The sequence below is a fragment of the Micromonospora sp. D93 genome, from assembly GCF_018070365.1.
Taxonomy (GTDB): domain Bacteria; phylum Actinomycetota; class Actinomycetes; order Mycobacteriales; family Micromonosporaceae; genus Micromonospora; species Micromonospora ureilytica.
The window spans coordinates 53,965-71,269 of sequence record NZ_JAGPXW010000016.1 but is presented as its reverse complement, the minus strand read 5'-3'; the positions used below and the strand labels follow the sequence as shown (position 1 = coordinate 71,269).

Genomic DNA, 17,305 nt, shown 5'->3' with positions numbered 1-17,305 from the left:
ACGCGTCGAAGGGAGCCGGGCCTGTGGCCGTGGCGAACGAGCTGCTACTGAACTCGGTCCGGGTACGACGGCCCGCCTCCGCCGGGGCGCCGCTCTACTGCGACGCGCTGGACTACGGGCTGACCGGTGACGGCTCGACAAACGACCAACCGGCGCTGGCCGCCCTCGTGGACCGCCTCGGCGCCGGGTACGCCTCGGACGGGCGGGCCCGGGTCATCTACTGCCCGCCGGGCATCTACTCGATCCGGGACGCCGGCACGGTGTGGCGCAGCGGCGTGTCGCTGATCGGTGCGGGACCGGCGGCGACCCGGTTCATGCTCAGCAACGAGGGCAACCGGGCCGACCCCACCCCGTTGGCCTTCTGGACCACAGTGCAGCACGGCGCCGACCGGGACCGGCACATCGCCGACTGCACCTTCTCCGACTTCCAGATCGACGGCTCCGGCGTCGCCATGGCCGAGTACAACTACCTGGCCAAGGGCCTCGGCCTCCAGTACGTGGTGCGGGGCGTCTTCCGCAACCTCTACATCCACCACACCGCGGCCACCGGGCTGGGCTGCGACTTCCTCCAGGACTCCCTGATCGACGGCGTGGTGGTGGTCGGCTGCGGCCGACTGGACAACGGCGAGCAGATGGGCGGCGCCGGCATCGGGATCGGCATCGGCGGCTGGGGAGCTGTGGAGCGGCTGACCATCGCCAACTGCACCGCCCTGGCCAACGGCACCAACGGCATCTTCCTGGAGCTGCAGAAGGACTACTGGGCGCCTCCGCGCGGCTACCGCATCATCGGCTGCCACAGTCAGGGCAACCGCTTCGGCATCTCCGACTGGGGCGCCGACGGCCTGATCGTCTCCGCCTGCACAATGACCGGCAACCTGGAGACCGGATTCGACGTGTCGGCGCAGGGCACCTCGTCCGTGGCCGGCCGGGGTGGGCTGCTCACCGACTGCGTCATCGACGGCAACATGTACGACGGGGTCAGCATCGGCAACAGCCCCGGCCCGTACACCGTCCGCGGCAACCGGATCAGCGGCAACGGGCGGCACGGCTATCACGCGCACGACCTCGGACGCGGTTATCAGGGCTCGATCCGGGACGTGGTCATCGAGAGCAACGAGTTCTGGGGCAACGGCCTGGACGCGGTCCGGATCGACCACCAGATGACCGACGCGGTGCTGCTCAACAACCGGATCCGCAACAACGGGCGGCAGTGCGCGGAGGGGGCCAGCGGGACCGGCGACGCCGTCCGCTACAGCGAGCGGTGCCTGGTGGACCGGTCGGCCACCTGGCCGCACGACGGGCACCGGGGAAAGGTCCTGCGGGTCGGGAAGACCATTGCCATGGTGGCCTCCAACACCGGCGACGAACTCACGCTCGCCCCGGTCCGCCCGGACGCGTTCTCCGCGTGGAGCGGGGACGTGCCACCGCCGGGACGCGCGTACGAACTGGCCGCCGCACCCCAACTGCGGGCCGGTATCACCATCGACGCGCCGTTCGACTCGGCCACCATCCGAGGCAACCGGATCTGGGACAACCACGACAACCAGACCCAGACGCACGGATTGTGGATCACCGGGCGTGGCAGCTGCGTGGACTGCCGGGTCGAGGACAACGATCTGGCCGGCAACGCCGACGAGGGGATGCGACTGGACACCCCGCCGGTGGGCGGACGGTGGCGGGACAACCACGTCGAGAACGACTGGACCTGAGCGACGACCGGGGCCCGCCCGCGCCGTCGCCCGGTGCGCGCGGTGTGCGCCTCCCGCCGGCCGGAGCAGAGACGACGAGCGGCGGCGACCGGAGTGATCCGGTCGCCGCCGCTGTCATCGTGGGTTGGTCAGCCGGCCAGACCGGCCACCGGGGTCGGGTCCAGCACGACAGTGGCCGAGCCCGACTGCGCGGGTGTGCCCGCGTCGGTGTACTCCGCGACGAACACGGCGGTCAGGTTGTCCGCACCGCTGTGCCCACTGTCCAGGAAGGTCGGGATGCTTCCGGTGCAGCCCGTCGACGTGGAGAGCGGGTGCCCGTGCTCATCGTGCCCGAGCACGTAGGTGACCTTCACCCGGGAGCAGTCCACCGGCAGGTCGTCGGTGACCTTCACCTCGTACGCCACCGTCTGCCCGAACTGGAACGGCTGCCCGGCCTCCGGGGCGACGAACTCGACGATCGGCGCGGTCGGCCCGACCACCAGCGGCAGGGACGCCGACGCGGACCGTCCGGTGCGGTCGGTGACCTTCAACGTCGGCGTGTACGAGCCGTTCTCCGGGAACGTCCAGCTCGCGTTCGGAGCGGTGCTGTCCACCGAGCCGTCCGCGTTGAAGTCCCACGCGTAGCTCAGCTTGTCACCGTCCGGGTCGGTCGTGCCGGCGCTGGAGAACGCGACGGTCAGCGGGGCCTGCCCCACGGTCGGGGTGCCACTGATCTTCGGGATCGGCGTCCGGTTGCCCCGGACGAAGTCGATCCGGGACAGCTGCGCGTCCGGGTTCTCGGCGAAGTAGCCGTCGCCGTACTCCAGGACGTAGAGCGCGCCGTCCGGGCCGAACTCCATGTCCATCGGGTTGTCCACCACCAGCGACGGCGCCACCGGACGGATGTCCGTCACGTCGCCGTCGGAGTCGAGGCGGAACTCCTTGATGTAGTCGCGGGACCACTCGTAGAACAGCGGCACCCCGTCGTAGTAGGCCGGCCAGCGGGTACGCGACGTGCTGGTCCCGTCGTACTCGTACGCCGGGCCGCCCATCGGAGAGATGCCGCCGGTGCCCAGCTGCGGGAACTCGGCCGAGGGGGCGGCCGCGTACCAGACCTCCGGCTGCTCGACCGGCGGCAGCACGCGCTTGCCGGTGTTGTGCGGTGAGTCGTTGACCGGGCGCTTGCAGTTGAACTTGGCGCCGGACTCGCCGGTGGCGAAGTCGTAGTCGCGGTACGCGATAGTCGGCGTCACGCAGTACGGCCAGCCGTAGTTGGCCGGCTTGTCCACGAGCATCCACCGGCCGTGCCCGGCCGGGCCGCGCTCCGGGTTCGGGTTGGAGGCGTCCGGGGAGTAGTCGCCCACGTACACGTTGTCGGTACGCCTGTCGACGGAGAACCGGAACGCGTTGCGCAGCCCCATCGCGTAGATCTCCGGGCGGGTCTGCGCCGTGCCCGACTTGAACAGGTTGCCGGCCGGCACCGTGTAACCGCCACCGTTCTTCACCTTGATGCGCAGCAGCTTGCCGCGCAGGTCGTTCGTGTTGGCCGAGGTGCGCTGGGCGTCGAAGGCCGGGTGGCGGTCAGCCCGCTCGTCGATCGGGATGTAGCCGTCGGAGGCGAACGGGTTGGTGTCGTCACCTGTCGACAGGTACAGGTTGCCCTTGCTGTCGAAGTCGATCTGGCCGCCGACGTGGCAGCAGATGCCCCGGTCGGTCGGCACGTCGATGATCTGCTGCTCGCTGGCGAGGTTCAGCTTCGTCCCGTCGAGCTTGAACCGGGACAACCGCAGCGCGCCCTTGAACCGCTGCCAGTCCGCCTCGGTGCCGGTCTCCGGCGCGTCCCCCTCGTTGACGCCCGGGGTCGCCGGGTCGTCCACAGGCGTTTCCATGGGCGGCGAGTAGTAGAGGTACACCCACTTGTTCTGGGCGAAGTTCGGGTCGATGGCGACCCCCTGCAACCCCTCCTCGTCGTGCTCGTACACCGGGATGTCGGCGGCGAGGGTGTTCAGCCCGGTGCGCGGGTCGTGGATGCGGACCTCACCGGTGCGGGAGGTGTGCAGCACCCGCAGGTCGGGCAGAACGGCGAGGCTCATCGGCTCGCCCGGGAAGTCGTTCAGTGTCACTTTCTGGAAGCTGCTGTCCGGCGGCGCGGCCGGCGCTGCGGCCGCTGCCGACGGTGGTACGGCCAGGCCGGCCGTCGCCAGCAGCAGGGCGGACGCGAATGCGGTCCTGTTCATCAGGTGAGTCCCCCGGGGTGGTTTCAGTACCGAAGTGAAGCGAGATAGTCGAAGCCGACGCGAGCGGTGTCCAGGGCGTCGGCGGGGGAGCGCGGCGCGGTGCCCGCGTCGTCACGCTCCACGATGTACTCCTCGATGCCGGCCTCCCGCTCGTGGGCGAAGATGCGGCCGAAGTCGATGACGCCGTCGCCGAGGTCGGCGAAGCCACCCTCGACGTCGAGGTCCTTGACGTGCACCTGGCGGATCCGACCGCGGTTGGCCCGGATCACGTCGACCGGGTCGTGGGCGCCCCGCCAGGTCCAGTAGAGGTCGAGCTCGAAGTGGACCAGCCGGGAATCGGTCTGCGAGCTGAGGATGTCGAACCCGGTCGAACCGCCGGTCAGCGGCACGAACTCGAGCTGGTGGTTGTGGTATCCGAAGTCGAGCCCCGCGCGTTCGGCGAGCCGCCCGGCGCGGTTCAGGTCCCGGGCGAGGGCCCGGTAGACGGCAGGGTCCCGGATCGGCTGACCGCTCGCGTCCCGACCGAAGTACGGGTGGACGATCTTCTTGCAGCCCACCACGTTGGCGTCGGCGAGGGCCTGCTCCCAGGTGGCGGCGTCGAACGGCTGCGGGATGCCGACGTGCCCGGAGGTGGAACGCAGCCCGGCCTCGTCGAGCGCGGCCCGGAACTGCGCGGCGGTGCGTCCGACGAAACCGGCGTGCTCCACCCGCCGGTAACCGATCCGGCGCAGCGCGTCCAGGGAGCCGGGCAGGTCGGCGGCGAGCTGGTCACGCAGCGTGTAGAGCTGAATGCTGATCCGGTCCACCGGCACCCGACGGCGGCCCTGGGCCTGCTGGCCGGACGCGGCGGGTGCGGCGGCGGCCGGACCGGCGAGCAGACCGGCGGCGCCGACCGCGGCAGCGGAGACGGTCGCGGCGCGCAGCACTCCACGCCGGCTGACCGGCTCGGATGCCGGTGTCGGCCCCGGTCGGTTGAGTTGTTGATCCATGGTGGTGGTCCCTTCCTGACGGCTGGTACGCCGCCGGCGGCGGTCGACCTGACTGCCGTCCGCCGGGCGCGCCGAACCGGCCGGAGGCGGGCTCCGGCTGGACGGTGAGGGACGGCGCGGGTGCGGCCCGGACCCATCGGGAGCGGAACGCGGCGACCCGGCAGAGGTGGCGGCAAGTTGATCGACGAATGGGCAACCCTCTATCTAGATCGAGACCTTACCCTTGCCCCCGGACGAAGGCAAAGCTTTGTCGCGTTCGCCGGAAGTTTCGCTTCAACTGACAAAAGTCCGCCCACGAGGTGCGCCACCCGGCATGACCTTCTACTTCCCGCGCCCACCGCGCCGTGCGCGATCCGCCCGGCCCGGCCCCGGACGCCCGGCCCTGGCCGCCCGGGTCGGCCGCATCGGCGCCCGCAGACCGGACAAACGTCGCCCTCGGGTGCCACCACGCGCCCGCCATTCGGACAGTCGACGTTGCGTCGCTCAAGCGGAGCAGAGCGCCCGACATGGGTCGGTTGAACCCCTGTTCCGCCAACTGGAACATTGTCGGAAAATGCGCCGGTAAATGCGCTGACGATTATTTCGGAATGCTGCGGCTACTCCTGTTGGGCGGGTCAGAATGTGGCGGAGGGTAGTCGAAAACGGGGGGACTGAAACATGACGTCTAGGCGGCGATTGACGCTGTTGGCGGTAACCATCGCAGCCGCACCACTCGCCCTGGGTGCGTGCACCGCCGACCGGGGGTCGGCGACCGGCTCGGCCAAGAAGCACGCCGCCGCGCCGGAACTCGCCGTGACACCGGGGGACAAGGCCCGGGACGTCCCGGTCAGCGCCGAGGTGGGCACAGTGGTCAAGGGCGGGCGGGTCACCGGCGTACGCCTTACCGACGACAAGGGCAAGCAGGTCAACGCCGAGCCGCGCGAGGACGGCTCCGGCTGGGTGCCGAGCGCTCCGCTGCAACCACGACGGACCTACACCGCCGAGGTGACCGCGACCGGTGACTCCGGGGCCACCACCACCCGCACCACCACGTTCACGACGATGGCCAAATCGACCAAACCACAGATCACCAGCACCCTCTATTTCAACGGCAATCGGACGTACGGCACCGCGATGCCGGTAACGGTGGCGTTTGACCCGGGAATTCCGAAAGAGGCCAGAGCGGATGTCCAGCGCCGGTTGTTCGTAAAGACCAATCCGCCGCAGCCAGGTGCGTGGTCGTGGCTTGAGGACGGAAGTCAGGTCTATTACCGGGCACCCGATTTCTGGAAGCCGGGGACCACCATCAGTCTGCGGGCCGGCCTGGAGGGTCTGCCGATCGGAAAGAAACTGGTCGGCGACGCCGAGCGGACCGCGACCTCCAAGATCGGACGACAGGTCTCGCTGGAGATCGACAACGCCACCAAGCAGATGACCGTGCTGCGCGACGGCAAGCAGGTCCGCCGGATCCCGGTCAGCCTGGGTAAGCCGAGCACGCCGAGTTCCAGCGGCAAGATGGTGATCATGGAGAAGCACGAGCGGGTCACCTTCGACACCCGGGGTGAGCCGGACGGCGGCTACGTGGTCGACGTCGACGACGCCCAGCGCTACACCTGGGGCGGCGAGTTCATCCACTCCGCCCCCTGGTCGGAGGGAGACCAGGGCAACACCAACGTCTCGCACGGTTGCGCGAACGTCTCCGCGACGGCGGCCGACTGGTTGATGGGGGTGACGCAGGTTGGTGACCTGGTCACCGTCAAGGGCACCGAGGTGGAGCTGCAGCCGGGCAACGGCTGGACCGCCTGGAACGTGAGCTGGGACGAGTTCGCCCGGGGCAGCGCCCTGCCGGTGCCGCCGGGACTCAAGCCCGCACCTGTCGCCCCGGCGCATCCGGGCGCGGTGGCCGGCGGATCACCCGCACCGGCACCCTCGGTCAGCGGCCGCTGAGACACCACTGACGGCAGGACAGGGCCGGCCCGCCCGACGGCGGACCGGCCCTGTCGCCGCCCGTGGCCCCGGACCATCACCCCAGGGGTACGCGGGCCACCCCGGAACCGGTCAGGCTGCCCAGCCAGAGTTGGTCGCCGTGCTGGCGTACCCCGGTGATCATCGAGTAGTGGCCGTTCGGGCCGTGCAGCGTCCGGCGGACCGCGCCGGTGCCGTCGACAAGCGCGACCAGCCCGTAGCGGCGGGGCTGCGGCTGCATCGCGTCGGGCAGCAGGGCGGCGATCTGACGCAGCCGCGGATGGGGCAGCAGCCGCTCGGCGATCGGCACCCGTGGGCTGGGCAGCGCGATCCAGTACGTCCCGTCACCCACCGAGGCGAGATTGTCCGGGTACGCGGGCAGGTCGGCGAGGACCCGCACACCGCCGTTCAGCTCGACACGCAGCAGGCGGTGGGTGCTGGTCTCCACGAGCAGCAGCGCCGACTCGTCCGGGGTCAGAGCGATCCCGTTGGGGAAGTACAGCCCGTCGGTCACCACCTCGGTGCGGCCGCTGCCCGGATGGTGGGCCAGCACCCGACCGTTGGGGCGGTGCTCCAGCAGGTCCCGTTTCCAGTGGGAGACCGGAAACCGGTCGGAGCTGTCGGTGAAGTAGATGGTGCCGTCACGGCCCACCGTCGCGTTGTTGGCCAGGTGCACCGGGGGCGCCGTTCCGGTCAGTTCGCGTACCGCGCCGTCCGGTGTGACCCGCAGCAGCCCGCGGTACGCGTCGCAGACCACCAGGGCCTCGCCGGACAGGTCCAGCTCGATGCCGAGCGGACGGCCCCCGGTCTCGGCCAGCAGCTGGGGTCGCGTGCCGGCCGGCGCGTCGACCGGCCACCACCAGATCCGACCGTCCTCGTCGCCACTGATCACCCGCCCGACCGCGTCGACCAGCACGTCCTCGGGGCCGACGGCGCCCGCGGGGAGGAGGAGCACCTCGGCGTGGTCGAGCCGGCGGTCGGTGGGGGCCCACGCCCCGGCCAGCGCCGGAGGGTTGGTCGCCGGCTCGCGGACGGGACGGATCAGCCGGGGCGGCCGGGGCCGGGGGATCAGCATCTACCTATTCTCCACCCCGTTCTCGGTCGACTCCGCGTTCCGCGCCCGCGCGGCGTGCCGCCTGGGCCCCCGACTCCACCCCGAGAGGGAGGTGGGGTACCTCGGGGTATGCCCCTGGGCGTACCCGGAATCACTCCCTGGAGGGGCGAAAGTGTCGGTGGTGGCGGCTAGATTTCTGGGCATGGAAGAGCACAGCGACCGGCTCGACGTGCAGGTCAGTGTGGGTGACCAGATGGTCCTCATGCGGGTGGCCGGCGAGATCGACATCGCCACGGTGGCCGCGTTCCGGTCCGCGCTGTGGTCCGCGCCGGCCCGGCCGGTGCTTCACCTGGAGCTGTCCGGGCTGCGGCTGCTCTCCGCCGCCGGCGTTCGCACCCTGCTGGCCGCGCATCTGCGCGTGCGGGCCCGTGGTGGCGAGTTGGTAGTGGTCGACCCGAGCCCGGTGGTGGCGCGGGTGCTGCGCGTCAGCGGGCTGCACCGCGTGATGGCGATTCTGGAGCCGGCCTCGGCGATCGAGGCGGCGCGTCGCCCGGTGGTCGCGACCACCGACCTGCAACTGGCCGCCTGACTCCCGTCCACGAGGTGGGCGCCCGGGGTCGGCGCGGGGCCGCCGGCGTGGGCCGGCGGACCCCGACACAATCGGTCAGTTCACTCCGAGCAGGTCGACGACGAAGACCAGCGTCTCGCCCGGCTTGATGACGCCGCCGGCGCCCCGGTCGCCGTACCCCAGGTGCGGCGGGATGATCAGCCGGCGCCGACCGCCGACCCGCATGCCAGCGACGCCCTGGTCCCAGCCGGCGATGACCTGACCGCCGCCGAGCGGAAACTCGAACGCCTGGCCTCGGTTCCAGGACGAGTCGAACTCGCTGCCGGTGGAGTACGACACGCCGACGTAGTGCACGCTGACCAACTGGCCCGGCTCGGCCTGCGGGCCGTCGCCCACGGTGATGTCCTCGATCACGAGGTCGGCCGGCGGTGCACCCTCGATCGGACCAACCTCGGGCTTGCCCGACTGGGCGCCTGCTGCCTGGTTCATGCGGGGATCTCCTGCCGTTGTTGGGTGATGTGTCCGGTCACCGTCGATCCTGCCGGATCATCCCTCACCGATGTCCGGCGGACCCGCAACCTGCTCTGCGGCCCATCCTCCGGTCGTGCACCGACGGCCCCGGTGGTGCCGCGGGCCCGGGCGGTGGGGCGATGCAGTGGGGGGCTGCACGGGTGCTGGTGACGCCCGCCGAGGGGGTGTGCGGCGCTCACCGCAGCCAGGGCATCCGCCGGACGATCGGCAGCGTCGCCCACACCCGGCCGAGGCCCCAGGTGTCACCGGCGTTGACCAGTGCCAGGACCGCCAGCACTGCCGCGTAGATCAAGTGGTCGTCCATGAAGGGGTTGTTCTCCGGAGGCAGGACGGCGGTCCACATCAGGACCAGCAGCAGTCCACCGGCCACGGCGGCGACCCGCATGCCGATGCCGAGCAGCAGCGCGACACCGATCCCGGCCAGGCCGACCATGAAGAGCCAGTCCGCCCAGGCGGCGCCGGCGATCCCGGTATAGAGATCCTTGAACGGGCCGGTCACGCCGAAGGTCAGGAATCCCTTGGTGGGGCTGCCCCCGTTGATCCAGGCGTTCTTCGACTCGGTGGCCATCCCGAGGCCGAACATCTTGTCGACGAAGGCCCAGAGGAAGACCCAGCCGAGTGCCAGCCGGGTTCCGGCCAGGATGTACCGGACGGCCCGCCGGTGAGCGGTGCCGGCCTGCGGTGCGGTGTTCTCGGCGGTGACCCGCTCGATCGTCGCGGTCATGGTCCCCACGTCCCTTCTCAGCTTCGCACCGCGCTTCCCGGTGGCATCTCCAGTGGACGCCCGTGGCGTCCTCGGCGGCAGGGCCGACAGACCGCAACCGCTCGGGACGTTCGACCTCCTCGGGTCGGGTCCGGCGACCCTCACCGCGCCCACGCAGCGCCTGCGCCACCGCCGCCGGTCGCTGCCAGATCGCCGTTGCGGCCGGTGGACGTGACTTCGTCGGAGCGCCCGATGCGAGGTCGCCCGTTCACCTAGGCTCAGAAACGGCCGGCCGGCCTGGTAACGGGCGGTGCACCGTGGTCGATGCGGAGGGCGTCGGTGGCTGAGGCGACGGTCGCGGTCCCGCTGTGGGCCTGGGCGGCGGTCGGCGCGGTGATCGCGGTGTTGCTCGCCGTGGATGTGCTCCTGCACCGGGACAACCACGTCATCGAGCTCCGCGAGGCGCTGCTGTGGAGCGCCGTCTGGATCGGCGCGGGTCTGCTGTTCGGGTTGGCCGTCTGGTGGGGGCTCGGCGGTGACCCGGCCATCGTCTACTTCTCCGGCTACCTGCTGGAGAAGGCGCTCTCGGTGGACAACGTGTTCGTCTTCGCGCTGCTCTTCGGCTACTTCCAGGTGCCGCCCGGCTATCAGCACAAGGTGCTGTTCTGGGGTGTCGTGGGGGCACTCGTCTTCCGGCTGCTGTTCATCTTCGCCGGTGCCGAACTGCTGGACCGGCTCACCTGGGCCGGTTTCGTGCTGGGCGCGTTCCTGATCTGGACCGGCTGGCGGCTGGCCGTCCGCGGGAAGCCGGACGTCGACCCGGAACGCAACGTCGTGGTCCGGCTGTTCCGGCGGCTGGTGCCCACCGACGCCCGCTACCACGGCGACCGGTTCACCGCCCGGGTGGGCGGCCGACGGGTGGCGACGTTGCTGCTGGTGGCGCTCGTCGCCATCGAGGCCACCGACGTGGTCTTCGCCATCGACTCGGTGGCGGCGATCCTCGCCATCACCACCAACACGTTCCTGGTCTGGACGGCCACCGCGTTCGCCGTCCTGGGGCTGCGCAGCCTCTACTTCTGCCTCGCCGGCCTGCTGCGGCACTTCGGCTACCTGCGGTACGGGTTGGCACTGCTGCTGGCCTTCGCCGGGCTGAAGCTGATTCTCGCCGAGACGCCGGTGGGCAAGCTGCCGGTCTGGTTGACGCTCGCCGTCGTGGTGCTGACCCTGGCGGTCTCCATCGCCGCCAGCACCGTGGCCGCCCGCCGCCGACCCAACGGCTGAGCCGCCGGAGTCAGACGACCAGCACCGGCCGGGACAACTGGTCGGCGAGCAGCGCGGGCGCCTCGGCCAGGGACGGGCCGTACCAGGTGAGGTGCCGTCCGGAGAGCAGGGCGCACGGTACGCCGGGGAACGCCTCCGGCCCGTCGTCGGCGGTGAACAGGTACGGCTCGTCGGGCAGCACCACCAGGTCGGGCTCGTGTTCGCGCAGCTCGGTGAGGGCCGGGCGGGGATAGCGCTCGGGGTGCTCGTCGTAGGCGTTGACCACGCCGAGGCGGCGCAGCACGTCGCCGGCGAACGTGTCGCCGCCGAGCACCACCCACGGTCGACGCCAGACCGGCACCACCGCGCGGCGGGTCGGTGTCAGCCGGGGTGGCGTCTGCCACGCCCGCCGTGCGGCCCGTAGCCAGGCCGGCTCCGTCGGCGCGCCCAGTTCGGTCAGCAGGTCGCCCAGCTCCGTCAACGCCCCGGGAACGGTTCGCGGATAGGTGACCCGCACCGGTACGCCGGCCGCCCGCAGCGCCTCCGCGTCGGCTCGGCGGTTCTCCTCCACGTTCAGCAGCACCAGATCCGGCCGCAGCGCGCGCACCCGGTCCAGGTCGGGGTACTTGCTGCCGCCGACCCGGGCCACGTCGAGCCCGGCCGGGTGGCTGCACCAGTCGGTGGCCCCGACCAGCACTCCCGGCAGGGTCAGCGCCACCGCCTCGGTCAGCGACGGCACCAGCGACACCACCCGCATCCGCGTACCCCCTTCGCCGCCAGCACCGATCATGCCCCTCGGTTCGGCGCCGGGTCAGAGGTGGCCGGGCTCGATGCGGGCCGTCACGTCGAGGTGTGCGGGCTGGCAGTCGGTCGTCGCCGCGAATCGACGGACCGCGGCGCGAACGTGCTCGCGTACGCCAGCGGTCGGCGCGTCGGCGGTGAGGTCCACCCGGATCCACACGTCGGGGTGCGGTGGCGCGCCGGTGAGCACCACCCGGGCCCGGCGTACGCCGGGGTTCCCGGTCAGGTCGCGTACCAGCGCGTCGGCGAGCACGTCGATGGCCAGCCGGGTCCGGCCCGGCCGGCGTCCGGCGTGGCTCAGGGTGCCGCGCAGGACGCCGTCCGGGCCCCGCAGCTCCCGGGCCAGCAGGCGTTGCCCGGCCAGCGCGAACAGCGCCCCGGCGACGGCCGCGGCCAGGGTGCTCCACGGGGCGGCCAGCCGCCACCGGTCGACAAGTTCGGCGCTGAGCAGCACCGCCGCCGGGTCGACGCCGGGCAGCGTGCCGAGGCTGGCCGCCAGCGCCGCCGCGCCGCCCGCCACCAGCAGCAGGGCGATGATGGTCCACAGCAGTCGGTGCCCGGCGTTGGTCACGCCGGCCGCCGCCGAGGCAGCAGCCGGACGTCGATCCGGGCGGGGCGGGGCGCGGTGAGCCGGTGCAACTCCTGGTGCACGGCGAACTCGATCTCCGTCCGGGCCGCCGGGTCGCCTGTCGCGCGGACCCGGGGACGCCACTGGCCGCCGCGCCGTCGGACCCGGACCCGGGCGCGGCGAATGCCCGGCACCGCGCTGGCGGCGTCAGCGAGCCGCCGCTCCACACAGCGCCGGTGCAGGTACCAGCCGTCGCGTTCGTCGGCTCGCAGGCGGATCGGTGTCCAGCGGCGCAGTTGGGCGACGAGGATGGCCAGGCCCAGCAGCAGCGTCCCGCCGGCCACGGCCCGGACCGTGCTGTCGTGCCACCGGGTGCCGCTCAGCGCGTCGAACCAGCCGGTGGTGTCGAGCGGCGTCGGGCGGTGCACTGTGAGCAGCAACGCCTGGACGGCCACCGCCGCGCCACCGATGAGCAGGGCGGTGGCCAGCAGCAACGAGGCGACCCGGTTGGCGGTGCGCATCTCAGCCGTCCTCGGGCACCGCGGTGCCGGCTCCGGGCCCGTCGACGCCGGGGACGAGCAGGTCGTCCACGGTGACGGTCACCACCGCCACGGTGAGCCCGGTCTGGGCGGCCACCCGGTCGGCGACCACCGCCCGAACCGTTTCGGCGATCGTCGGCACGCTGTGGCCGTACCAGGTGATGAGGTGCAGGTCGAGTCCGACGGTCCGGTCGTCCAGGCGGACCGCCGCCGGGCGGACGACGGACACGCCCGGTACGAGGCTGGCCGCCTGCACCGCGATCCGCGCGACGTCCGTCGCGTCGCCCGGTCGGCGCTCCGAACCTGTGGTTCCGGTGGCCAGGCCGGTACCGGGGTTCGTCCCCGTGGACGGGCGGGTGGTCATCGGCGTCGCCGAGCGTCGGCACGGCGGTCGCCGAGACCGGTCAGCGCGAGGTCGCCGTCGAGCACCCGGACGACCAGCCAGCCGAGCAGGCCGGCGAGCACGGCGAGGGCGGCCACGCCGACGCCGGCGAGTGCCCAGACCGCCACGGCGAGGAACCCGGCGAGGAAGCCGAACTGCTGTCGCGACATGGTCACCTCCGGACCGGTCGGGTACCGGCGGTCGCTGGATACACCCGGGGGCCATCCCTGGAACGTCGGTACCGCTGTGATCCCAATCACACTAGAAGTCAGTGGCCCATGATCGACCACCTAGACTCGGCCCGGCTCGACCGACCGGCGGATGGATCAGGCAGATGACGAGCATCGGGAGCGACGACCGCGGTTGGCTGCGGACGATGCCCGCCGAGGCGGGGCGCGACGCGCTGCCCGGCCGCGCCGGCCACCGGGTCCTGTCGGCACGCCGGCTCAGTGATCTGGTCCAGGGCCGCCCACCCGGTGTCACCGGCAGCCAGTGGACCTCGGCGAGTCGCGCCAGCTTCGACTTCGTGGTCTACGCCGCCGACACCGGCCGCCCGATCGTCGCCGTGGAGATCGGCGCGGTGCCGTCCGCCGGATCGGCGGAACAACGCGTGGAGCGACTCAAGGACGCGGTGAGCGCGGCCGCCGGCCTGCCCGTGCTGCGGATCGGTTCGCCGACGTTGCGGGCCACCGACCACGGCCGCCGCCTGGTCGAGTACGTGATCGACGCGCGCGCCTACGCCGCGGGCGGTGCCGCGTCCGCCGCCGGGACCGAACCGGCGCCGGTGGGCTTCCGGGACATCCTGGGCCGGCTGCCGGACGGGCGTACCGGGCCGGTCAACGACCTCGGCGCGCTGACCCGCGCGGCTGCGGTGGAGGCGTACGTGGCCGGGCAGGTGGCCGACCCGATCGTGCGAGGGCTGCACGTGCGCTGGGTGGACGGGCCGGCGCAGGGGTGGAGTTGGGTGCAGGTACGCCCCGACGCGTGTCTCATCGAACGGGTCTCGGTGACCGAACACCGCTTCTCCTGCGGTATCGACGCGGCCCGGCTGGCCGAGGATCTCGCCGCCGTCGCCGTGGGGGAGCGACTGCGGGAGAACGCGGTCGCGGACCTGCTGCCGCGGGCCGAGTGGACCGCGCAGATCGCCGCGCTGAGCCAGCGCCGTGACGAACTGGTCGGCGGGTTCGCCTTCGACCACCTCTGCGCCGACTGACCAGCGCCCGTTTCACCTGCTGATCCCCGCTCCGCGCCGGCTCCGTGTCGGGTCGCGGCAATTTCCTGTACGTCTGTTGAACCTTCCCGGTCGCCGCCCCGTACTCCTGCGCGAATGAACAGGATCTCCCCATCCGCGTCCACCGGCGCGGGAGACGGTGCGGAAAGGGCATCGTCGGCCATCGACGCATTACCGGGTAGGTCACGGTGGGTCCCCCGCCGCGGCGTGCCAACACACATCCGTCGGTCCGCCGAGGGCAGAAATCCACTACCGGATCGAGAAGGAGAGCAATTCGATGCGCAGGTCCACTCGGGCGCGCCGGCCTTCCGGCAACGCGCGGAGCAAGCGTCTGCTGGCAGTTGTCGGCACGCTCGCGGTCTTCGGCGGAGTTGTCGCCGTGACTCAGATTTCGTCGGCCCAGGACCGGCGGACAAATAAGCCACGTCCGGCTTCCGGGCAGTGCGTGGAGCCGAGCCCTGGCGCGACCGCGCCAACTGGCGGCGGCTCGACCAGCCGGACCTGGCAGAACGGTCGGTGGGTGCGCAATCACTGGGGTGACGGACAGCAGTCGGTTCCCGAGTGTGAGGACGGCAAGGACGGCACTGTCGGCACCGGCACGGCCATCGCCTGTCCGGATGTGGCGGCCAAACTGCCGCAGGTGCCGGACCGGGCGCGGGCCGAGGTGGACCGTAACCTCGCGCAGTTGCAGACCCAGATCGCCGAGGCGGACCGCCGACTGGCCGCCGAGGGCAACAAGGGTGAGGCGTTCATCCGCAACGCCATCCTGCAGCCGCTGGCCGGCAAGCGGCGCGCCGTGCTGGACCGGATCACGACAGCCATCGACCGGGTCGGACCCCGGCCGCAGGGCCTCGCGCAGCTGGCCGAGTGCCAGGTGCAGCCCACCGGCAACAACGGTGGCGGTAGCACGCCCACCACGACCCCCACCACGACGCCCGGTGGCGGGAACAACGGTGGCGGCACCGAGCCCGGTGCCGGGCTCGGTGTGCTCGCCAACGACTGCGACGAGAGCCGGCTCCAACCGCACGACGGCTTCCAGAGGGGCGATCGCTGCGTCAGCACCGAGTTCGGTGAGGTCGGCGCCGCAGCCAACAACCCGTCGCTGCTGATCACCCAGTTCCCCGACCAGGTCGGTCAGAACCAGCCCTTCACCCTGCGGGTCAGCACCCGCAACCTGGTTCGGGACCGCTTCCTGGCCGCCGGCCAGGGTGGCTACTACGTGGAGAGCTCGCTGCTCAACGACCAGGGGCTGGTCCGTGGTCACTTCCACACCGCCTGCCGGATGCTGGACAGCGTGACCGCTCCGCCGGAGCCGCAGGAGGTGCCCGCGTTCTTCGTCGCGACCGAGGACGGCGGCGGTGGCGCCCAGCCCGACGAGGTGACGATCCAGATTCCGGGCCTGCCGGAGTCGGGTACCGCCCAGTGCTCCGTCTGGGCCGGTGACGGCTCGCACCGCCTGCCGATGATGGAGCGGGCCAACCAGACCCCCGCCTTCGACTCGGTGCGCATCGACGTCAACTGACCTGACGTACCAACGGCGGCCGGCCACCCGGGGCGACAACCCGGGGTGGTCGGCCGCCGCTCACTTCGGATGTCCGGACAAACGACGGGGCCCCGCCGTTTCCGGCGGGGCCCCGTCGAGTCGCGTCAGCGGCTCTTGTACGCCTCGACGACCTCAACCGGGATCCGGCCCCGCTCGGAAATCTTGTAGCCGTTCTTGACGGCCCATTCCCGGATGGCCCGGTTCTGCTCCCGATCCATTCCCGCGCCAGCGGGTCGCCCCGGCCGCCGGACCGAACGGGTGCTCTCCACCGGGCCGCGTCCGATCCGCCGGCCCGCATTGATGTAAGGGTCGAGCGCCTTGCGCAGGACGCCGGCATTCTCGTCGGAGACATCGATCGTGTAGGCCACGCCGTCGAGACTGAACTCGACCGTCCGGTCGGCCTTCCCACCGTCGAGGTCGTCGGTCAGGACCGTGATTACTTTTCTCGCCATTGCCGATTACTCCCTGTGTGCGGCGGGATGTGTCCAAAGTCTGACCTATCACCCCGGTAATCCGCAACAATATGCCTTCCATTCATTCGGCGCGTCGCGATTCCGTTACCGAGCAAAACCGTGAATCGGTCCGATGGCGAGGCTTCATTCCCCGAGGATGCCGCTGTGACCGGCGACGGCGGCCGCCTCGGCCCGGTTCGAGACCCGCAACTTGCGCAGCAACGCGGCGGTCATGCGTTTCACCGTCCGTTCGGAGACGTGCAGTTCTTCGGCGATGTCGACGGTGCTGCGGCCGGCGGCGATCGCCCGCAGCAGTCGCCGTTCCCCGCCGTCCAGGTCGACGGGGGCGGAGCGCGTGGGCCGCAGCATGGCGCGCAGCAGGTCGGCGGGCAGCACCGCCCAGCCGTCGAGGACGGCCAGCAGCGGGGGCAGCAGTTCCTCCGGTTCGCTGGTCTTCGGCAGGAACCCCACGGCGCCGGCGCGTAGCGCCTCCACCGCCGACGCGGGGTCGGCGAAACCGGACATCGCGACCACTCGTACCCGTGGGGTGGTCCGCCGGATCGCGGCCACCGCCCGGATGCCGCCGGGCGGTGGCATGTGCAGGTCGACCAGGGCCAGGTCGGGGCGGCAGTTGCTGACCAGCGCCGCCGCCGCGGCGGCGTCGCCGGTCGAGGCGACCACCTCGGCGCGGCCGTTGGTGGTGATCGGGAGCAGCAACTCCAGGCCGCGGACGAAAAGGGGGTGATCGTCCACGACGACGAGTCGCAAGGTGGAGGCTCCCGGCATGTCTGGGCCGTTCCCCAGCGGGTACCGAT

The 17,305-nt window shown here is 71.6% G+C and carries 18 protein-coding genes; 6 read left to right on the top strand and 12 right to left on the bottom strand.

Annotated features, from left to right (window positions below):
• The first annotated feature begins 29 nt into the window (after nucleotides 1-29).
• On the top strand, nucleotides 30-1,709 hold the full coding sequence (locus KBX71_RS19210) for a right-handed parallel beta-helix repeat-containing protein (RefSeq protein WP_210819444.1): 1,680 nt from the start codon (nucleotides 30-32) through the stop codon (nucleotides 1,707-1,709).
• 128 nt (nucleotides 1,710-1,837) lie between these two features.
• Here KBX71_RS19210 and KBX71_RS19205 read toward each other — a convergent pair whose 3' ends face one another.
• Nucleotides 1,838-3,925, bottom strand: coding sequence for a PQQ-dependent sugar dehydrogenase (locus KBX71_RS19205; protein WP_210819377.1), 2,088 nt, complete (start codon nucleotides 3,923-3,925; stop codon nucleotides 1,838-1,840).
• Between the two features lie 23 nt (nucleotides 3,926-3,948).
• Nucleotides 3,949-4,914, bottom strand: a complete 966-nt coding sequence (locus KBX71_RS19200) for a sugar phosphate isomerase/epimerase (protein WP_210819376.1) — start codon at nucleotides 4,912-4,914, stop codon at nucleotides 3,949-3,951.
• Nucleotides 4,915-5,571: 657 nt separating this feature from the next.
• Here KBX71_RS19200 and KBX71_RS19195 point away from each other — a divergent pair.
• On the top strand, nucleotides 5,572-6,840 hold the full coding sequence (locus KBX71_RS19195; protein WP_210819375.1) for an Ig-like domain-containing protein: 1,269 nt from the start codon (nucleotides 5,572-5,574) through the stop codon (nucleotides 6,838-6,840).
• 76 nt (nucleotides 6,841-6,916) lie between these two features.
• Here the strand turns inward: KBX71_RS19195 and KBX71_RS19190 are convergent, their stop codons facing one another.
• Nucleotides 6,917-7,933: an SMP-30/gluconolactonase/LRE family protein gene (locus tag KBX71_RS19190; protein WP_210819374.1), complete on the bottom strand. Its 1,017-nt coding sequence runs from the start codon at nucleotides 7,931-7,933 to the stop codon at nucleotides 6,917-6,919.
• A 181-nt stretch (nucleotides 7,934-8,114) separates the two neighbouring features.
• Here KBX71_RS19190 and KBX71_RS19185 point away from each other — a divergent pair, with 181 nt between their 5' ends.
• Entirely contained in the window at nucleotides 8,115-8,501 is a 387-nt protein-coding gene (locus KBX71_RS19185) for an STAS domain-containing protein (RefSeq protein ID WP_210819373.1), read from the top strand.
• Nucleotides 8,502-8,576: 75 nt separating this feature from the next.
• Here KBX71_RS19185 and KBX71_RS19180 read toward each other — a convergent pair whose 3' ends face one another.
• A complete protein-coding gene (locus KBX71_RS19180; RefSeq protein WP_210819372.1) occupies nucleotides 8,577-8,969 on the bottom strand; it encodes an FKBP-type peptidyl-prolyl cis-trans isomerase in 393 nt (130 codons plus the stop codon).
• 217 nt (nucleotides 8,970-9,186) lie between these two features.
• Nucleotides 9,187-9,744 carry a DoxX family membrane protein gene (locus KBX71_RS19175; RefSeq protein WP_210819371.1) on the bottom strand — a complete coding sequence of 186 codons (558 nt, stop codon included), beginning with the start codon at nucleotides 9,742-9,744 and terminating at the stop codon, nucleotides 9,187-9,189.
• Between the two features lie 294 nt (nucleotides 9,745-10,038).
• Between KBX71_RS19175 and KBX71_RS19170 the strand changes: the two genes are divergently transcribed.
• Nucleotides 10,039-10,995 carry a TerC family protein gene (locus tag KBX71_RS19170; protein WP_210819370.1) on the top strand — a complete coding sequence of 319 codons (957 nt, stop codon included), beginning with the start codon at nucleotides 10,039-10,041 and terminating at the stop codon, nucleotides 10,993-10,995.
• A gap of 10 nt (nucleotides 10,996-11,005) precedes the next feature.
• Here KBX71_RS19170 and KBX71_RS19165 read toward each other — a convergent pair whose 3' ends face one another.
• The 5 genes from KBX71_RS19165 to KBX71_RS19145 are packed head-to-tail and all read right to left on the bottom strand — an operon-like array spanning nucleotide 11,006 to nucleotide 13,434.
• Complete coding sequence (locus KBX71_RS19165; RefSeq protein ID WP_210819369.1) at nucleotides 11,006-11,731, bottom strand: helical backbone metal receptor; 726 nt, start codon at nucleotides 11,729-11,731, stop codon at nucleotides 11,006-11,008.
• Between the two features lie 54 nt (nucleotides 11,732-11,785).
• Nucleotides 11,786-12,346: a hypothetical protein gene (locus KBX71_RS19160; RefSeq protein ID WP_210819368.1), complete on the bottom strand. Its 561-nt coding sequence runs from the start codon at nucleotides 12,344-12,346 to the stop codon at nucleotides 11,786-11,788.
• The gene (locus KBX71_RS19155; RefSeq protein ID WP_210819367.1) at nucleotides 12,343-12,864 is read right to left on the bottom strand and encodes a DUF6286 domain-containing protein; all 522 of its coding nucleotides are present in this window, start codon (nucleotides 12,862-12,864) and stop codon (nucleotides 12,343-12,345) included. The genes KBX71_RS19160 and KBX71_RS19155 overlap by 4 nt, the downstream gene beginning before the upstream one ends.
• A gap of 1 nt (nucleotide 12,865) precedes the next feature.
• Nucleotides 12,866-13,246, bottom strand: a complete 381-nt coding sequence (locus KBX71_RS19150) for an Asp23/Gls24 family envelope stress response protein (protein ID WP_210819366.1) — start codon at nucleotides 13,244-13,246, stop codon at nucleotides 12,866-12,868.
• Complete coding sequence (locus KBX71_RS19145; RefSeq protein WP_167493000.1) at nucleotides 13,243-13,434, bottom strand: hypothetical protein; 192 nt, start codon at nucleotides 13,432-13,434, stop codon at nucleotides 13,243-13,245. The genes KBX71_RS19150 and KBX71_RS19145 overlap by 4 nt, the downstream gene beginning before the upstream one ends.
• 164 nt (nucleotides 13,435-13,598) lie before the next feature.
• Here KBX71_RS19145 and KBX71_RS34425 point away from each other — a divergent pair, with 164 nt between their 5' ends.
• The gene (locus KBX71_RS34425) at nucleotides 13,599-14,477 is read left to right on the top strand and encodes a DUF2726 domain-containing protein (protein ID WP_210819365.1); all 879 of its coding nucleotides are present in this window, start codon (nucleotides 13,599-13,601) and stop codon (nucleotides 14,475-14,477) included.
• Between the two features lie 538 nt (nucleotides 14,478-15,015).
• On the top strand, nucleotides 15,016-16,017 hold the full coding sequence (locus KBX71_RS19135; protein ID WP_374102616.1) for a hypothetical protein: 1,002 nt from the start codon (nucleotides 15,016-15,018) through the stop codon (nucleotides 16,015-16,017).
• A gap of 125 nt (nucleotides 16,018-16,142) precedes the next feature.
• Here KBX71_RS19135 and KBX71_RS19130 read toward each other — a convergent pair whose 3' ends face one another.
• Together KBX71_RS19130 and KBX71_RS19125 are read right to left on the bottom strand one after the other, a co-directional pair.
• A complete protein-coding gene (locus KBX71_RS19130) occupies nucleotides 16,143-16,490 on the bottom strand; it encodes an Lsr2 family protein (protein WP_091397759.1) in 348 nt (115 codons plus the stop codon).
• Nucleotides 16,491-16,634: 144 nt separating this feature from the next.
• Nucleotides 16,635-17,243 carry a response regulator transcription factor gene (locus tag KBX71_RS19125; RefSeq protein WP_307847173.1) on the bottom strand — a complete coding sequence of 203 codons (609 nt, stop codon included), beginning with the start codon at nucleotides 17,241-17,243 and terminating at the stop codon, nucleotides 16,635-16,637.
• Nucleotides 17,244-17,305 lie beyond the last annotated feature (62 nt).

Excerpts from the sequence above, each read along its gene's own strand:
- KBX71_RS19190 (WP_210819374.1), bottom strand. The coding sequence starts at position 7,933 with ATGCTGATCCCCCGGCCCCGGCCGCCCCGGCTGATCCGTCCCGTCCGC.
- KBX71_RS19205 (WP_210819377.1), bottom strand. The coding sequence starts at position 3,925 with ATGAACAGGACCGCATTCGCGTCCGCCCTGCTGCTGGCGACGGCCGGC.
- KBX71_RS19165 (WP_210819369.1), bottom strand. The coding sequence starts at position 11,731 with ATGCGGGTGGTGTCGCTGGTGCCGTCGCTGACCGAGGCGGTGGCGCTG.
- KBX71_RS19180 (WP_210819372.1), bottom strand. The coding sequence starts at position 8,969 with ATGAACCAGGCAGCAGGCGCCCAGTCGGGCAAGCCCGAGGTTGGTCCG.
- KBX71_RS19150 (WP_210819366.1), bottom strand. The coding sequence starts at position 13,246 with ATGACCACCCGCCCGTCCACGGGGACGAACCCCGGTACCGGCCTGGCC.
- KBX71_RS19145 (WP_167493000.1), bottom strand. The coding sequence starts at position 13,434 with ATGTCGCGACAGCAGTTCGGCTTCCTCGCCGGGTTCCTCGCCGTGGCG.
- KBX71_RS19170 (WP_210819370.1), top strand. The coding sequence starts at position 10,039 with ATGCGGAGGGCGTCGGTGGCTGAGGCGACGGTCGCGGTCCCGCTGTGG.
- KBX71_RS19185 (WP_210819373.1), top strand. The coding sequence starts at position 8,115 with ATGGAAGAGCACAGCGACCGGCTCGACGTGCAGGTCAGTGTGGGTGAC.
- KBX71_RS19130 (WP_091397759.1), bottom strand. The coding sequence starts at position 16,490 with ATGGCGAGAAAAGTAATCACGGTCCTGACCGACGACCTCGACGGTGGG.
- KBX71_RS19155 (WP_210819367.1), bottom strand. The coding sequence starts at position 12,864 with ATGCGCACCGCCAACCGGGTCGCCTCGTTGCTGCTGGCCACCGCCCTG.
- KBX71_RS19200 (WP_210819376.1), bottom strand. The coding sequence starts at position 4,914 with ATGGATCAACAACTCAACCGACCGGGGCCGACACCGGCATCCGAGCCG.
- KBX71_RS34425 (WP_210819365.1), top strand. The coding sequence starts at position 13,599 with ATGACGAGCATCGGGAGCGACGACCGCGGTTGGCTGCGGACGATGCCC.
- KBX71_RS19195 (WP_210819375.1), top strand. The coding sequence starts at position 5,572 with ATGACGTCTAGGCGGCGATTGACGCTGTTGGCGGTAACCATCGCAGCC.